Genomic DNA, 17,512 nt, shown 5'->3' with positions numbered 1-17,512 from the left:
CAACGGTCCTGCAGCCCCACACCGCCCCACCCCCGACAGTTTCCCGGTGACGGTGGGTCAACTGCGATTGCCGGTAGGTGTCGACCTTGGTCGACACGGTAGATCCACGCCGTGCGTGGATGCGGAGCGAAGCGATCCGCTTTCGCTTTTGATCTTCTTTTTCTGTTCCGTGGTGGACGCACACGGAAACTGTCCGTGGCCGGGCGGGATGGGGTTGCGGGGGTGTCCGCGGCATGGATGCCGCGGCCAAGCCTCCACGGACGGATTCACGGCGTCCCCCGCAACCCCATCCGGCCCGGCCAACCCCAAGGCTTCTGCCTTCAAACGCCGCCCACCACGAGGGGCTGCGCCGTTGGCTGGAATCCTAGATCGGTGCCAGCGCGGTAAACGGTGCCCACGGCAGGTTGCGCAGCAGCGCATACCCGGGCAGCACCCAGAGCCAGAACGTGGGATTGGCCAGTACCCGCATCAGTGGGTCGAGCACGCGTGGACGGATGCCGGCGATGTTCAGCAGCATCAACAACAGGAACGGCAGGCTGATGACCAGCAGCGGGTTCATCGCCATCGCACCTGGCAGGTCGAAGTGGACCAGGGAATACAGGCAGCGCGTGCTGCCACAGCCCGGGCAGTACAGGCCGGTCAGCGCGTACAGCGGGCAGCTCGGCAACGGATTGCCGGCGATATACGGGTTGACGTTGCGCAGCACCACCGTGGCACCCACGGCCAGGCCGGCGGAAACCAGCAGCGGCGCCCAGCGGGCGAGTCGGGAACGGGTGGGAAGCGCGGACATGCAACAACGGATCCGGCGCAGGCGCCGGATCCGTCCAGGCGTATCAGTAGCCGCTGTTGCTCATCGCGCCCATGCCGCCGAGCACAACGAAGAACAGCACGTACAGCACGACCACCACGGCCCAGGCGATGGCCGACCAGATGGCCCACTTCTTGGCCTTGGCGGCGGAGTCCTGGGCGCCGGCGATGTCGCCAGCAGCCAGCTTGCCGTTGACCTGCGCGGCGTAGACGATCGACACGATGCCGGCCGGCAGGCAGCAGAACAGGGTGGTCAGGATGGCCCAGACCAGATTGTTCGGGACCTGCGGAGTAGCGGTATTCATGGGTTCAAGCTCCTTGATGGGTGGTGGTGGTGAATCATTGGTCGGAAAGAGCGCCCAGTACGGCCAAGCCGCCGAACGGCCCGAACCACAACAGCAACAGGACCGGCAGGGCCACGGCCGAAGCCACTGCCCACCAGCCCGCCTTGCGCGACGCGCTGTAGGCTCCCGGCAGGTCGCCGGCCGCGCGGCGGCCATCGACCTGGGAGGCATAGACGATCGACACCACGCCCAGCGGCAGGCAGCAGAACAGCGTCGTCAGGATCGCCCAGACCAGATGGTTGGGGATGTAGACCGGACGGCTGAGCGGTGGTGGTTGATTCAAAGCAAGACTCCATTCCATGGTGGCCGGCCGTGATGCATCGGCCGAACCTCCCCCCTGTGGGTGCGTAATCTACCGCAACCCGCGTTGCATGTATGCGTTTACATGCACGACATGACGTGTTCTCCACTTGACGGTGGCGTATGCGGAGAGGTTGCCGGAACCGCCTCGCGGGCCGGTCCCGTCAGGCGTGATCGCCACGCAGGGCCCGGACCTGGGCTTCCAGCGACGGGGCGTTGGCCGAGTGTCCGTCCACGGCCGGTGCCGCCACCACCTCGACGGTGGCACGGAAACGGCGCGGCACGCGCATCCGGCCCAGGCGGCTGTCGCGCCGGCTCCACATGCTCGACCACATGCCGCGCAGCGCCATCGGCACCACCGGCACCGGGCGCCGTTCCAGGATCTTTTCGACGCCTGACTTGAACGGTGCCATCGCGCCATCCCTGGTCAGCGCGCCTTCCGGGAAGATGCAGACCAGCTCGCCTTCGGCCAGCGCGGCATCGATCTCATCGAACGCGCGCTGCATCAGCGCCGGGTCCTCGCGAGCACCGGCAATCGGGATCGCCTTGGCGGTGCGGAAGATCCAGCGCATCACCGGAATATTGAAGATCCTGTAATACATGACGAAGCGCACCGGGCGCGGGATCGTCGCCGACAGGATCAGTGCGTCCATGTAGCTGACATGGTTGCAGACCAGCAGCGCGGCGCCTTCGTCGGGCACGTTGGCTTCGATGCCGTGCGGGCGCAGCCGGTACAGCGTGCGCACCATCACCCAGCTGAGGAAGCGCATCAGGAATTCGGGGACGATGGTGAAGATGTAGATCGCCACCAGCGCATTGGCGATGGCCAGTGCCAGGAACTGCTGCGGAATGCTCCAGTGCAGCAGCTTGTGCGCGGCCAGCGACAGCAGTGCGGCAGCCACGATGAAGCCGGAATTCTGGATGTTCAGCGCGGCGAACACGCGCGACATCTGCGCTTTGGGCGTACGGCTCTGGATCAGCGCGAACAGCGGCACCACGAAGATGCCGGTGAACAGGCCGATGCCGATCAGGTCGATGACGATGCGGAGGCTGCCGGGCTGTTGCAGGAAGGTGCCGACGGTCAGCCCGTGCGCGGTCGCCTCGCCGCTGCGGGCGAAGTACAGGTCGAGCAGGAAGGCGGTCATGCCGAACGCGCCCAGCGGCACCAGCCCGATCTCCACCGTGCGTGCGGACAGCTTTTCGCACAGCAGCGAACCGACCCCGGTACCGACCGAGAACAGGGCGAGGGCGAAGATGTACAGGATCGGCTCGCCGCCGAGGTTGGTTACGGCGTAGGCCGGCAGCTGCGAGGTCAGCACGGTGCCGACGAACCAGAACCAGGACACGCCCAGGATCGAGTTGCGCACGGCCTTCTGTTGGCGCGCCATGCGCAGCACTGCCAGTGATTCGGGCAGCGGGTTCCAGTTGATCTTCAGCTCCGGGTCGCCGGCATCGACCTTGGGAATCAGCCGCGCGGCGATGTTGCCGCAGATGGCCAGCGCGATGATCGCGCACGCTGCCACCACGGTGCCGTGGCTGCCCGCGACGGTGAACACCAGGCCGCCGACGATCATGCCGGAGAGGATCGACATCGAGGTGCCCATCTCGACCAGGCCGTTGCCACCGGTCAGTTCTTCGGGCTTGAGCACCGACGGCAGCACCGAATACTTCACCGGGCCGAACAGTGTCGATTGCATGCCGGTGCAGAACAGGGCAACCAGCAGCACCGGCAGGCTCTGGGTGAGGAAGCCGGTGGCCGCCAGCGACATGATCACGATCTCCATGGTGGTGGTGATCACGATCAGCCGCGATTTCTCCAGTTTGTCGGCGATCTGCCCAGCCAGGGCCGAGAACAGGAAGTACGGCAGGATGAAGATGGCCGGCGCCAGCGTAGCGTACAGCCCGAGTTCTTCCTCCGGCACGGCCATGAACAGCAGCATGCTGATGATCGCCTGCCGGTACACGTTGTCGTTGAACGCACCCAGCGCCTGGACCACGAAGAACGGCAGGAAACGGCGCTGGCGCAGCAGGGCGAACTGGTTGTGACCGGACATGGAGCCTCCTTGACCGGCGCAGCCTAGCATTCCTGCCTATCCGCTGTGAGCGCGGACCTGTGGGTGCGGACCGTTGGTCCGCACACCTGCCGGCGGACTCAGACGATGTCGTCGACCACGCCGCCATCCACGCGGAGTGCCGCGCCGGAGGTCGCCGAGGCCTGCGGCGACGACAGGTACACCACCATGTTGGCCACTTCCTCGACCGTGGCGGTGCGCTGGATCACCGAAGACGGCCGGTGTGCCATTACGAACTCGCGGCCGATTTGCTCCAGCGGCTTGCCGCTGCGCTGGCGTTCATCTTCGAACATTGCCGCGAAGCCATCGGACAGGGTCGGGCCGGGCAGCACCGCATTGACGGTGACACCACTGCCGGCCACGCGCTTGGCCAGGCCGCGCGACAGCGACAGCTGCGCGGTCTTGCTGACCCCGTAATGGATCATGTCGGCCGGGATGTTGCGTGCCGATTCGGAGGAGATGAACAACACACGGCCCCAACCGGCCGCCACCATCGCCGGCAGCAGCGCACGCGACAGGCGCACGCCGGACATCACGTTGGTCTGCCAGTAGCGCTCCCAGGTGGCGTCTTCGGTCTCGAAGAAGTCCTCGGGACCGAAGATGCCGGCGTTACTGACGAGGATGTCGACCTTGGGCAGGCCGGCCAGCAGGGTATCGACGCCGGCGGCATCGGAGAGGTCGGCGGCGACGCCGGTCACCTCGGCACCCGGAACGGCGGCGAGCAGGCGTTGGCGGGCGCGTTCGACGCTGCCGGTGCTGCGGCCATTGAGAATGACCCGCGCGCCTGCTGCGGCAAGGCCCTCGGCGATGGCCAGCCCGATGCCGGCGGTGGAAGCGGTGACCAGCGCGGTGCGGCCGGCAAGATCGATCTTCATGGGGGAATCCGTGAGCAGCGGATCACCCAGTATCCTCGCGGCTGCGTGATCAAGCTGCAGCGCCAGGCGCAACGCGCTGTTGCACACGATGCACCGGGCCATGCCCGGCGGCACGCTGTCACGTGAGCGTACGCACCGCCTCATTCGCCGCCGCCCGCACCTTCGGCAGCAACCGCAGCACAAGCGCCATCTGCGTGCGGATCAGCTGCAGCTTCGGCGGCATCGCTTCATCGATCTGTTCCAGCTCGGCGGCCACCGCGCGATCGGCGTCGTTGTCATCTTCCGCGACCGGCTGGCGTGCGGCCAGGGCCGTGGCCAGCTGCTGAAGCGCCTTGCGCACGCGATCACCGGCCGCCAATGCCAGCGGATCACCGGCGTAGCTGTCCACCTGGTCGCGGTGCGCACCCAATGCCGAGAGATGGCCCAGCAGGGTGTTGGACAGGGCCAGGAAGTGGAAGCCTGCATCCAGGTTGCGGCGGACATGGCCGGGTTCGCGCAGCATGTTCGACAGTGCGGTGGACAGCGCGGCGTCAGCGTTGTGCATGTCGCGGCGGGCGATGCGATAGGCCAGGTCATCACGCATGCCGCTGCGGTACTGGCCCAGCACCGAATCGAGGTAGCGCGCCGCGGTGTCCAGCACGCGCGCCAGCACGAGGTGCAGCTGGCGGCCCTGCCAGTCGGGCAGGATCAGGAACGCGGCGGCGGCGGCGATCGCACAGCCCAGCAACGTATCGACCATGCGCGGCACGATCAGCACGAAGCCATCGCCGATCAGGTTGAAGCAGGTCAGGGCCATCACGGTGATCGCTGCCGACGCCACGAGGTAGCGGTCGGTGCGGGTGAAGAAGAACAGCAGTGCCGACAGCAGCGCGATCAGCAGCTGCACGTGCAGCTGCGGGAACAGCTGCAGCAGCGCCCAGGTGAGCACGAGGCCGGCCACGGTGCCGACGATGCGCTGTGCCAGGCGCTGGCGGGTGGCACCGAAGTTGGGCCGGCACACGAACACGATGGTCAGCAGCACCCATGAACCGTTCTGCGCATTGAACAGGCGGATTGCCGCGAAACCGGCGATGAGCGCCAAGGCCATGCGCAGGCCGTGGCGGAACAGCACCGAGCCGGGCGTGAGCTGCTGGCGCAGGCGCACGCCCATTTCGCGCAGGGTGTGCGGGTTGCTGTCGCGCAGGCGGGTATCGACGTTGTCCAGGCTGGCCTCGGAACGCTCGGCGTCCAGCAGGCGGCGTTCGATGCTGCGCAGGTTGTGCACCAGCAGGTCCAGCGAGCCGAGCAGGCGTTGCCACTGCGGGCGCTGCTGGTCGCGCAGGTAGGCCAGCGCATCGCCCAGGTCGCGGCCGGCCTGCTGGTTGCTTTCGCCATACACGAACGGACGGCGCAGGCGGATCGCCTCGCCCAGCCGCGCGCAGGCCTGGCCCTGCAGGTCGAGCAGGCGCTGGCAGCGGTACAGCACGTCACTGTGGAAGAAGGCGTCGACCAGGGCGCCATACGGGTAGTGCGAGGAGCTGGCGCGCTCGTGGAAATCCTGCGCCATGTAATACAGGCGCAGGTACAGGCCGGAATTCACGCCGGGCCGGCCGGAACGGCCGAAGCGGGCCAGGATCGCCGTCTTGGCCTCGTTCAACGCGCCGACCACGCGCCGGTTCTGCTCGGCCAGATCGAGCTGGCGGCGTTGCAGGTCGGCCTCGCGCACCGGCTCGAACAGGGCAGCCTTCAGTTGCAGGTAGCGCCCGAGTTCCTGATACAGGCGCGCCACGCGCTCGCGCACTGGCCGGTTGGCGAACAGCGCCGTCCACAGGATCGACAGCAGGCCGTACCAGATCGCGCCGGCCAGCAGGTGGCTGACCGCGTCCAGCGCAGTGCGCAGGTCACTTGCACCATGCTGCTCCAGGCCGATCATGGTGTAGATCGCCAGCGTGACCGTGGCCTGGGCGATGGAGGCATAGCGCTCGCCGAGCGCGCCCAGCAGGGTCAGGCCGAAGGTGGACAGCGCCAGCGCGCCGATGAAGATCCATGGCCACGGGAACAGCCAGATCACCGACGCCGCGGCAATGCAGAAACACAGCAGCGACAGCGCCACGGCCTTGGTCCGGCCCCACCAGTTGTCGTCGGTTTCGGCGATGGCACTGGCGATGATGCCGAGGAACACGCCGGGCAGCGCCGTGAGCGCGTCCAGATGCCAGCACACGGCAAGCGCCGCCGTCAGGGCGATGAACACCCGCAGGCCATAACTGGCCTTCTCGTGGGCCCACAGGCGGCTGAGGCGGGATTGACGGGCGGACATGCAGGCTCGGTGGAAGGGTCGAGCTCCATTATTGCGGGGCGCGCGTGAAATATGGAGTGCGGACCGTCGGTCCGCACCCACCATCCGCATCCGCCGGGCATGGCCCGGCGCTACCGTTTCAGTCGATCCGCGCCATGCGCGGATGGGCCCTTCTACGCCCGCTGCGCGCGCTTGAGCAGCTTTGCTTCGCGCTTGCGTGCGCGACGTGCCCGCCAGCGTTCGGCCAGGCAGGAGAAGATCACGTACAGCGCCGGCGTGCTGAGCAGCGTCAGGCTCTGCGAGAACAGCAGGCCACCGATCATCGCGATGCCCAGCGGGCGCCGCAGCTCGGAGCCTTCGCCGAGGCCGATCGCCAGCGGCACCGCTGCCAGGATCGCCACCATCGTGGTCATCATGATCGGGCGGAAGCGCACGATGCTGGCCTCACGGGCAGCATCGCGCGGCGCCAGCCCGTGCTCGCGCTGCGCCACCAGCGCGAAGTCGATCATCATGATCGCGTTCTTCTTGACGATGCCGATCAACAGCACCAGCGCGATCATCGAGATCACCGACAGCTCGGTGTTGGTGCCGAACAGGGCCAGCAGCGCGCCCACACCCGCCGCCGGCAGCGTGGACAGGATGGTGACCGGGTGGATCAGGCTCTCGTAGAGCATGCCCAGCACCAGGTAGACAGTCAGGATCGCCGCCAGCACCAGGATCAGCATGTCGCTGGGGTCGGAGTTGAAGCCGAAGCCCGCATCGTCGGCCAGGCGGATGTCACCGGGCATGCGCATGCCGGCCACGGTGGCATCGATGATCGCCTTGGCCTCACCCATGCTCACGTTGGGAGCCAGGTTGTAGCTCAGGTCCATCGTCGTGTACTGGTTTTCATGGGTGATCTGCGACGGCGCCAGGCCGGGCACCTGGGTCGCCACCGCGGTGATCGGCACCATGTCGCCGTTGCGCGCACGCACGTACACCTCGTCCAGCGCCGCCGGGGTGGCGGTCTGCGAGGGCAGGGCGTTGACCACCACGCTGTACTGGTTGATATCCGAGTAGATGGTGGAAATCTGGCGCTGGCCGAACGCACCGTACAGCGCGCCGTCGATGGCGCCGACGGTGATGCCCAGCCGCGCGGCCTTGGCGCGATCGATCTGGATGTTCTGCCGCAGGCCGGCGTTGTCCACGTCGGTGCCGACGTCGCGCAGCTTCGGGTTCTTCTTCAGTTCCGCCTGCAGCTTGGGCAGCCATTCCTGCAGTGCGGCCAGATCGTTGCCCTGCAGCGAGATGCGGTACTGCGCGCCCTGGCTGGAACCGCCGCCATCGTTGCTGGGCAGGTCCTGGATCGCACGCAGGCGCAGCTGCAGGTCCGGGTAACGATCGGCCTTGGCGCTCAACCGTGCCAGCGCATGCGCGGTGGTTTCGCGGCGGCCGTCGCTGCGCGACTTCAGCTCGATGTTGAACTGTGCGCTGGAGCCCTGGCGGCCACTGCCCAGGCGCACGCCCACGGTCTTCACCGCCGGATCGGCCATCAGCATGTCGGTGATGCGACGCTGGCGGGCGACCATGTCTTCGAAGGACACGGTGGCGCTGGAGTTGGCGCGGCCCCAGATCAGCCCGGTGTCCTGCGGCGGGAATGCGCCCTTCTTCACCGCGCCGAACAGGAACACGGTCACGCCGATCAGGATCAGCGGGGTCAGTGACATCAGCAGCGCGTGGCGCAGCGAGAAGTCGAGGAACACCGTGTAGACGCGCAGCATGCGTTCGTGGCCGGCATCGAGCCAGCGGCCGAAGCGCGACGGCGGCGCGGTGTGGTCATGGGCGCTGAGGAAGCGGCTGCACAGCGCCGGTGTCAGCGTCAGCGAGACGATCATCGACACCACGATCGCCGCCACCAGGGTGACGGTGAATTCGCGGAAGAACGCGCCCATCATGCCGCTGGCGAACAGCAGCGGGATGAACACCGCCACCAGCGAGGCGGTGATCGAGACGATGGTGAAGCCGATCTCGCGCGCACCGGTCAGCGCCGCCTGCATGCGCGGCATGCCCTCGTCGAGGTGGCGCATGATGTTCTCGATCACCACGATCGCATCGTCGACCACAAAACCAATCGCGATCACCAGCGCCAAAAGGCTCAGGTTGTTCAGCGTGAAGCCCATCACGTACATCACCAGCGCCGCACCGGCCAGCGACAGCGGCACGGTCACCGCGGCGATCAGCGTCGGTGCCAGCCGGCGCAGGAACAGCGCCATGGTCAGCACCACCATCGCCAGGCTGATCAGCAGAGTGATCTGCACCTCATGCAGCGACGAGCGGATGGTCGGCGTACGGTCGAAGTACGGCGTCATCGTGGTGCCGGGCTGCAGGTAGTCGCGCAGGGTCGGGATCTGCGCCTTGACCCGGTCCACGGTCTCCACGATGTTGGCGCCGGCACGGGTGAACACGTACATCACCACCGCCGGCTTGTGGTCGAACCACGCCGCCTGGTAGGCGTCCTGCTGGCCGTCGTAGACGTTGGCGATGTCCTTCAGGCGGATCACCCGGCCGTCACCCTGGGTCTTGACCACCAGGTCGGCGAAGTCGGCGGCGCGCGCCACCGAGTCGTTGGCGATGATCGCGGTGGTGGTATTGCCATCGCTGAGGAAGCCGGTGGGCGAGGTCACGTTGGCCGCGCGCACGGCGTTGCGCAGGTCGTCGGCGGTCAAGCCGAGCGCGTTCATCAGGCGCAGGTTGACGTCCACGCGTACCGCCGGCGTCGACGCACCGGCGATGTCGACCGAGGCGACGCCGCTGATCTGGCGGATGCGCTGCGCCAGCAGTGAGTCGGCCACGTTGTACAGCTCGTCGGCCGACTGCGTCTGCGAGGTCAGCGCGATGGCGATGACCGGGTCGTCGTTCGGATTCGCCTTCTGGTACATCGGCGAGCCCATGCCCGAAGGCAGGTCGGCCTGCGCCGAGTTGATCGCGGTCTGCACGTCCAGCGCGGCCGAATCGATGTTGTGGCCGCTCTGGAAGATCATGAACACCAGCGAGCTGCCTTCCGAGCTCGACGAGCGCATGCGGTCGATGCCCGGCAGCTGGCCGAGGTGGCGTTCCAGCGGCGCGGTGACCGTGGAGGCCATGGTCGCCGCATCGGCGCCGGACTGGCTGGCGTGCACGAAGATCACCGGGATCTCGATGTTCGGCAGCGCCGACACGCCCAGCCGCAGGTAGCAGATCAGTCCGACCATGAACAGGCCGATGGCCAGCAGCGCGGTGCCGATCGGGCGGCGGATGAAGGGGCCGGACAGGTTCATCGTGCGGCCCCCCGCAGCAGCGGGGCGTGGATCATGCCTGCGGCTCCTGCAGCGAACCGTTGCGCAGCGCGCGCTGTTCGCGGCGGCGGGCCAGCCATTCGGAGAAGCGCTCCATGTACAGGTAGATCACCGGCGTGGTGTACAGCGTGACCAGCTGCGACAACAGCAGGCCGCCGACGATGGCGATGCCCAGCGGGCGGCGCAGTTCCGAGCCGATGCCGGTGCCCAGCGCCAGCGGCAGCGCGCCGAGCATGGCCGCAGCAGTGGTCATCATGATCGGGCGGAAGCGCAGCAGGCAGGCACGGCGGATCGCTTCATGCGCGTTGGCACCGGCGCGGCGCGCCTCGATGGCGAAGTCCACCATCATGATGCCGTTCTTCTTGACGATGCCGATCAGCAGCACGATGCCGACGATGCCATCCACCGACAGGCTCAGCCCGCACAGCATCAGCGCCAGCAGCGCACCGACACCGGCCGGCGGCAGGGTCGAGATGATCGTGATCGGGTGGATGTAGCTCTCGTACAGCACGCCCAGCACGATGTAGATCACCACCAGCGAGGCCAGCAGCAGCCACACCACATCGGTCTGGCTGCCGGTGAACTCGGCGGCCTTGCCGATGAACTCGGCATGCAGGTGGGTGGGCATGTCCAGGCTGTCCTTGGTCTCCTGGATCGCCCGTACCGCTTCGGACAGCGAATAGCCCGGTGCCACGTTGAACGAGACGGTCACCGCCGGCAGCTGCTGCTGGTGGCTGACCACCAGCGGCGCACTGCTCACCTTGCCTTCGGCCAGCGCAGACAACGGGATGATGTTGCCGGCGCCGACGGTGATGCCGGTGTTCTGCGCACCGATGCCGGTGGCGGTGGACGAGTTGGACGAGGTGACCTGGCCGAAGCTGGTGGCATTGGTGCCGGTCAGCGCACCGGCGCCGTTGGAGGCGACGGCCAGCTGTTCCATCAGTGCGGTACTGGTGCGGAACTCCGGCGCAACTTCCAGCACCACGCGGTACTGGTTGAGTTCGGTGAAGATGGTCGAGATCTGGCGCTGGCCGAACGCATCGTAGAGCGTGTCGTCGATGGTCTGCATCGGCACGCCCAGCACGCTGGCCTTGTCGCGGTCGATGTTCAGTTCAAGCGCGCGGCCCTGGTTGGACAGGTTGTTGTCGACGTCGGCCAGTTCCGGACGCTTGCGCAGCGCTTCGGTCAGGCGCGTGGCCTGGGTCGCCACCGTCGCCGAATCCACGTCCGACAGCGAGTACTGGTACTCGGTGGCAGCCACGCGGGTATCCAGGGTCACGTCCTGCACCGGCTTCAGGTACAGCGCCACGCCCGGAATGCCGGCCACCGCCTTCTGCAGGCGCGGCAGGATCTCGTCGAGGCCATCGCGCTGGCTGCGTTCCTTCAGCACGATCGACAGCTGGCCCTGGTTGAGCGTGGGGTTCATGCTGCCGGCGCCGATGAAGGCCGAAACGCCGGTCACGTCCGGATCATGGCGCAGTGCTTCGGCCACCTGCCTGGTGCGCTGTTCCATCTGTGGGAAGGCGATGTTCTGGTCGGCCTGCACCACGCCGGTGATCAGGCCGGTGTCCTGTTCGGGCAGCAGACCCTTGGGAATCAGTACGTAAAGCAGCACGGTCAGCACCAGCGCACCGCCCGCTACGGCCAGGGTCAGGCGCTGGTGGCCCAGCACCCAGTCCAGGCTGCGTTCGTACAGGCCCACGGTGCGCGTCCACAGGTTCTGCTTGCCGGCGGCGGCCGCGCGTTCGTGCGCGTCCTCGCCCTCGGGCAGGGCGTCGGGCTTGAGCAGGTAGGCGCACATCATCGGGGTGAGCGTCAGCGAGATCAGCATCGACAGCACCACCGCGATGCTCAGCACCCACGCGAATTCGTGGAACAGGCGACCGGTGACGCCAGGCATCAGCAACAGCGGCAGGAACACCGCCACCAGCGAGACTGTCAGCGACAGCACGGTGAAGCCGATCTGGCGTGCGCCGATCTCGGCCGCTTCCTTGCCACTCTTGCCCTGCTCGATGTAACGCACGATGTTCTCGATCATCACGATCGCGTCGTCCACCACGAAGCCGGTGGCCACCACCAGCGCCATCAACGACAGGTTGTCCAGCGACATGCCGGCGAAGGCCATCACCGCGAACGTGCCGGCCAGCGACAGCGGTACTGCCACCGATGGGATGATCGTCGCCCACAGCCGGCGCAGGAACACGAAGATCACCGCCACCACCAGGCCGATGGTGAGGATCAGGGTGAACTGCACTTCATGCACCGAGGCACGGATGGTCTCGGTGCGGTCGTTGAAGATCTCCAGGTGCACGTCGGCCGGCAGCACGCCCTGCAGCTGCGGCAGGATCGCGCGGATGCGCTCGACGGTCTGCACGATGTTGGCGCCGGGCTGGCGGCGCACTTCCAGCAGCACCGCCGGCTTGCCATCGGCCCAGGCGGCCAGCTGGTCGTTCTCCACGCCATCGACCACCTCGGCCACGTCCGACAACCGCACCGGGCGGCCGTTCTTGTAGCTGATGATGGTGTCGCGGTACTCGGCGGCGCTGGCCAGCTGGTCGTTGGTGCCGATGCTGTAGGACTGGGTCTTGCCGTTCAACGAGCCTTTCGGCGCATTGACGTTGGCCTGGGTCAGCGCGCTGCGCAGCTGCTCCAGGGTCAGGCCCATGTTCGACAGCTGCGCCGGATTGACCTGGATGCGCACGGCCGGGCGCACGTTGCCGGCAATCGAGACCAGGCCCACGCCCTGCACCTGCGACAGTCGCTGGGCCAGGATCGAGTCGGCGTAGTTGTTGACGTCGCGCAGCGGGCGCGTGTCGGAGGTCAGTTTCAGAGTGACGATGGCCGCGTCGGCCGGGTTCACCCGGTTGTAGACCGGCTGGTAGGGCAGCGACGAGGGCAGGGTGGCCTGGCGGATCGCCGCCTGCACGTCCTGCGCCGCGATGTCGATGTCGCGGTCCATCGAGAACTGCAGGATGATCGTCGACAACCCGGCCGACGAGTCCGACGTCATCAGTTCCAGCCCGGAAATCTGCCCGAACTGGCGCTCCAGCGGGGTGGTGACCAGCGAGGCCATGGTGGTGGCGTTGGCGCCGGGGTACTGGGTGGTGACCACCAGGCTGGGCGCATCGATTTCCGGCAGCGCCGACACCGGCAGCTTGCGGTAACCGAGGATGCCCAGCAGCAACAGGCCCGCCATCAACAGCGAGGTGGCGATCGGGCGGCGGATGAAGATCGTCGAAAAGCCCACGGACTGATCCTTGCTGGCACTTCAATGTCGGCGCCGGCAGGGTCGCCGGCGCGAGGGAGATCAGTGGCCTGCGCTCAGCGCGGGCCACCACCGCGACGGCCACCGCCGCCCGCGTTCTTCTGCTCGGCCGCTTTCAGTTCGGCCTCGGTCGGTGCGGCCGGGGTCTCGCCCGGCTTCAGTGCGGTGACCTTGCTGCCTGGCTTCAGGCGGAACTGGCCTTCACTGACCACCCGCTCGCCGCCCTTCAGGCCTTCGGCGATCTGCACCTGGCTGTCGCCCACTTCCACGCCGCTGCGCACGGTCTGCATCTTCACCGTGTTGTCGCCCTGGACGACGTAGACGTACTCGCCATCCGGACCACGCAGCACCGCCTGAGTGGGGATGACCACGCCGCCGGCGATGGTACGCAGCTGCATGCGCACGTTGACGAACTGGCCCGGCCACAGGCCGTTGTCGGTGTTGTCGAACAGGGCACGCGCCTTGAACGTGCCGCTGTCGGCACTGATCAGGTTGTCAACCACGTCCAGCTTTCCATCACCGGACAGCACGTGCGAATCGGCGCGGTCGAGCGCCGCCACCGGTACCGGGCCGGCGGCCTGCGCCTGGCGCACGTCACCCAGCTGGCGCTCGGGCAGGTTGAACAGCACGTGGATCGGATGGATCTGGGTGAGCGTGACCAGCGCGGTACCGGCGTTGACGACGTTGCCAGCATCGACCGCGCGGATGCCGGCGATGCCGGAGATCGGTGCGGTGACCTTGGTGTACTGCAACTGCACCTGTGCCGAGCGCATGCTGGCCTCGTTCGCTGCGACCGCGCTTTCGTACTGTGCCACTTGGTTTCGCTGTGTATCCAGATCGGTCTTGGCGACGTACTGGCGATACTCCGGTGCGTTCGAGCGCTGGTAGTTGGAGCGCGCAGTGGCCAGCAGGGCTTCGTTCTGGCGCTTGGCAGCAGCGGCCTGGTCATAGCTGGCCTGGGCCGTGCGCGGGTCGATCACCGCCAGTACATCGCCCTGCTTCACTTCCTGGCCTTCGCGGAAATTCAGGCTCATCAGCTGGCCGCCGACCTGCGGGCTGACGGTGACGGTGTTCATTGCCGTCACCGTACCCAGCGCGCTGGCATACACCGGCACGTCCTGGCGCGTGGCATCCACCACGGTGACCGGCACCGGGCCGGCATCCGGGTCTTCGCCGCCCTGGCGCGCGCCCGCAGCGGGTTTCCCAGCCTTGTCCTTGCCCCCGCCGATGACGCGCAGGCCGACCACGGCCAGCACCAGTACCGCCACGACCAGCAGCACGATCTTCCAAACACGTGACATTACGAGGACTCCGAGAGGGCTGGACCGGGCGGGACCCCGGGACAATGCGCAAAGCATACCTGTGCCACATCACGTTTCCTGCATGACGGATGGGACGGGCGCTAAGACCGGGTGAGGCGCCGGTGGTTCCCGTAGCGCCGGTGTTGCCCTACATTCAGCTGGAACCCCTTGTTGTGGAGATTGCGATGCGCCGTTCGCTGCTGCTGTCCGCCCTGCTGCTGGCCCTGCCGGCGCTTGCCCATGCCCAGGACGGGCAACGCCCGGAAGTGACCGCCGCCGCGCAGCGCCTGCAGGCCCAGGTGGTCGAATGGCGCCGCGACTTCCACCAGCACCCGGAGCTGTCCAACCGCGAGGCGCGCACCTCGGCCGAGGTCGCCAAGCGCCTGCGTGCGATGGGGCTGAAGCCGAAGACCGGCATCGCCCATCACGGCGTGGTGGCGATCATCGAGGGCGGCAAGCCGGGCCCGAAGATTGCCCTGCGCGCGGACATGGACGCGCTGCCGGTGACCGAGCAGACCGGGCTGCCGTTTGCGTCCAAGGCCACCGACCAGTACCGCGGGCAGACCGTGGGCGTGATGCATGCCTGCGGCCATGACGCACACACCGCCACCCTGCTGGGCGTGGCCGAGGCGCTGGTGTCGATGAAGAAGGACCTGCCGGGCCAGGTGATGCTGATCTTCCAGCCGGCCGAAGAAGGCGCGCCGCCGCCGGAAGAGGGCGGCGCCGCACTGATGCTGAAGCAAGGCCTGTTCGCCGACTTCAAGCCGGAGGCAGTGTTCGGGCTGCACGTGTTCTCCAGTGTGCAGGCCGGGCAGATCGCGGTGCGCGGTGGCCCGCTGATGGCCGCCTCGGATCGTTTCGGCATCAAGGTGATCGGTCGCCAGACGCATGGCTCGGCGCCGTGGAACGGTGTTGACCCGATCGTGGCCACCGCCGATCTGGTCGGCACCGCGCAGACCATCGTCAGCCGCCGCGCCAACCTGTCCAAGCAGCCGGCGGTGCTGACCTTCGGCGCGATCAACGGTGGCATCCGTTACAACATCATTCCCGACGAAGTGGAGATGGTCGGCACCATCCGCACCTTCGACGAAGGCATGCGCCAGCAGATCTTCGCCGACCTGCGCAACGTGGCCGAGCACACCGCGGCCGCGCATGGTGGCAAGGCGGTGACCGACATCTACGAGTCGGAAGGCAACCCGGCCACGGTGAACGACCCGGCGCTGACCGCGAAGATGCTGCCGAGCCTGCAGGCGGTGGTGGGCAAGGACAACGTGTACGAGCCGCCGTTGCAGATGGGCGCGGAAGATTTTTCGCTGTATGCGAAGGAAGTGCCGGGCATGTTCTTCTTCGTGGGTTCGACCAGCGTGGGCATCGACCCGGCGACGGCGCCGGCGAATCATTCGCCGAAGTTCCTGCTGGATGAGAAGGCCCTGGATGTGGGATTGCGCGCGTTGCTGCAGGTGAGCCTGGATTATCTGCACGGTGCCGGCACTCCTGCTGGCTGAGGGTTTCCGGCAGGGCTTGCAGCCCTGCACCCGCCTAAATCAACGTCAACGACAAAAGCGGGCATTCCGTGGGATGGCGGGGTGGGTCCGGTTGAGGGGGACGCCGTAAACCCATCCCTGGGGGCTTGGCCGCGGCATCCATGCCGCGGACACCCCCTCAACCGGACCCACCCCGCCTTCGACAGTTTCCCGCGGCTGTCGGAACGACATCCTGCTTCTGGTGGGGGTCGACCTTGGTCGACACGGCAGGCGTCAGGAACGTCTGAAGGATCGGTTTTTGATTTTGATTTTCCTGATCTTTCCCGTGGTGGCGCGAGAAATTGTCCGTGGCCGGGAGGGTGGGTTGGCTGGGGGCGTGAGCCGCATGGATGCGGCGACCGAGCTTACATGGACGTACTTGCAGCGGCCCCCAGCCAACCCACCCTCCCGGCCGACCCCGAGATCGTGCCTGAACCACCACGGAGGGGCTCCGCCGTTGGCCGGTCCGGCCGAAGGCCCGCCCTTCGCGCGATACAATGCCCACCATGAACACCCCACAGGATTCCAGCCTCGGTCGCGAGGTCAGTTACCCGTCGCAGTACGATCCCGGCCTGCTGTTTCCCATCCCCCGCAGCGGCGCCCGCGCCGAGATCGGCCTCGACGATGCCGCGCTGCCGTTCGTCGGCCACGACCGCTGGCATGCCTTTGAGCTGAGCTGGCTCGACCCGCGTGGCAAGCCGCAGGTCGCCGTCGCCACCGTGCAGGTGCCGTGCACCTCGCCGCGGCTGATCGAATCGAAGTCGTTGAAGCTGTACCTCAACTCCCTCAACAGCACCCGTATCGACAGCGCCGAGGCGCTGCGCGCGCGCGTCGTGGCGGATCTGTCGGCCTGCGCCGGTGCGCCGGTCCAGGTCGAGTTCGGCCTGCCGGGCCTGCGCGAGACGCCGCTCGGTGAATCCATCGACGGGCTGGAGCTGGAGATCGACTGCTACGGTCCGCCGCAGGCCGACTTCCTCTCGGCCGATGCTGGTGAAGTGGTGGAGGAGACCTTGGTCTCGGCACTGCTGAAGTCCAACTGCCCGGTGACCGGCCAGCCGGACTGGGCGACAGTCAGCCTGCGCTACCGCGGGCCGAGGATCGATCGTGCTGGCCTGTTGCGCTATCTGGTCAGCTACCGCGAACACGCCGAGTTCCACGAGCAATGCGTTGAGCGGATCTTCAGCGAGGTGTCTGCGCGCTGCCAGCCGCAATGGCTGGAAGTGGAAGCTCGCTATACCCGCCGTGGGGGCCTGGACATCAACCCGTGGCGCGCCAGCCCCGGCATCGTCGCCCCGGCGGCGACGTACCGCGAGCTGCGCCAGTAACCGCCACAGGCGGTTACGGCTGGCGCCGGGCCACGCCCGGCAAGCGCAGCGGCCACCGTCCGCCCCGATTGTTCAGCCGCCCCCCGGGGCGGCTTCACATCCGCACCATCC

11 protein-coding genes are annotated in these 17,512 nt (G+C 67.3%); 2 read left to right on the top strand and 9 right to left on the bottom strand.

Going from position 1 to position 17,512, the window contains the following annotated elements; translation table 11 throughout:
* Window positions 1-364: 364 nt before the first annotated feature.
* The 9 genes from QP512_RS18515 to QP512_RS18475 form a co-directional block, all read right to left on the bottom strand.
* On the bottom strand, window positions 365-790 hold the full coding sequence (locus tag QP512_RS18515) for a DUF2752 domain-containing protein (protein ID WP_286070169.1): 426 nt from the start codon (window positions 788-790) through the stop codon (window positions 365-367).
* Between the two features lie 43 nt (window positions 791-833).
* Window positions 834-1,112, bottom strand: a complete 279-nt coding sequence (locus QP512_RS18510) for a CD225/dispanin family protein (RefSeq protein ID WP_019661492.1) — start codon at window positions 1,110-1,112, stop codon at window positions 834-836.
* A gap of 34 nt (window positions 1,113-1,146) precedes the next feature.
* Window positions 1,147-1,434 carry a CD225/dispanin family protein gene (locus QP512_RS18505; protein WP_286070166.1) on the bottom strand — a complete coding sequence of 96 codons (288 nt, stop codon included), beginning with the start codon at window positions 1,432-1,434 and terminating at the stop codon, window positions 1,147-1,149.
* Between the two features lie 181 nt (window positions 1,435-1,615).
* On the bottom strand, window positions 1,616-3,505 hold the full coding sequence (locus QP512_RS18500; RefSeq protein WP_286070165.1) for an MFS transporter: 1,890 nt from the start codon (window positions 3,503-3,505) through the stop codon (window positions 1,616-1,618).
* A 98-nt stretch (window positions 3,506-3,603) separates the two neighbouring features.
* Window positions 3,604-4,398: an SDR family oxidoreductase gene (locus QP512_RS18495; protein ID WP_286070164.1), complete on the bottom strand. Its 795-nt coding sequence runs from the start codon at window positions 4,396-4,398 to the stop codon at window positions 3,604-3,606.
* Window positions 4,399-4,516: 118 nt separating this feature from the next.
* Window positions 4,517-6,694 carry a YccS family putative transporter gene (gene yccS, locus QP512_RS18490; RefSeq protein WP_286070163.1) on the bottom strand — a complete coding sequence of 726 codons (2,178 nt, stop codon included), beginning with the start codon at window positions 6,692-6,694 and terminating at the stop codon, window positions 4,517-4,519.
* Window positions 6,695-6,846: 152 nt separating this feature from the next.
* Window positions 6,847-9,969: an efflux RND transporter permease subunit gene (locus QP512_RS18485; protein WP_286070162.1), complete on the bottom strand. Its 3,123-nt coding sequence runs from the start codon at window positions 9,967-9,969 to the stop codon at window positions 6,847-6,849.
* 31 nt (window positions 9,970-10,000) lie between these two features.
* On the bottom strand, window positions 10,001-13,234 hold the full coding sequence (locus tag QP512_RS18480; RefSeq protein WP_286070160.1) for an efflux RND transporter permease subunit: 3,234 nt from the start codon (window positions 13,232-13,234) through the stop codon (window positions 10,001-10,003).
* A 74-nt stretch (window positions 13,235-13,308) separates the two neighbouring features.
* On the bottom strand, window positions 13,309-14,553 hold the full coding sequence (locus tag QP512_RS18475; RefSeq protein WP_286070158.1) for an efflux RND transporter periplasmic adaptor subunit: 1,245 nt from the start codon (window positions 14,551-14,553) through the stop codon (window positions 13,309-13,311).
* A 185-nt stretch (window positions 14,554-14,738) separates the two neighbouring features.
* Here QP512_RS18475 and QP512_RS18470 point away from each other — a divergent pair, with 185 nt between their 5' ends.
* Both QP512_RS18470 and queF read left to right on the top strand, forming a co-directional pair.
* Window positions 14,739-16,058 (top strand): M20 family metallopeptidase, encoded by a 1,320-nt coding sequence (locus QP512_RS18470; RefSeq protein ID WP_286070157.1) that lies wholly within the window; start codon window positions 14,739-14,741, stop codon window positions 16,056-16,058.
* A gap of 524 nt (window positions 16,059-16,582) precedes the next feature.
* On the top strand, window positions 16,583-17,401 hold the full coding sequence (gene queF, locus QP512_RS18465; RefSeq protein ID WP_286070156.1) for an NADPH-dependent 7-cyano-7-deazaguanine reductase QueF: 819 nt from the start codon (window positions 16,583-16,585) through the stop codon (window positions 17,399-17,401).
* Window positions 17,402-17,512: the final 111 nt, after the last annotated feature.

This window comes from Stenotrophomonas sp. 57 (assembly GCF_030291075.1).
GTDB lineage: Bacteria > Pseudomonadota > Gammaproteobacteria > Xanthomonadales > Xanthomonadaceae > Stenotrophomonas.
This window is presented reverse-complemented; position numbering and strand designations above follow the sequence as displayed.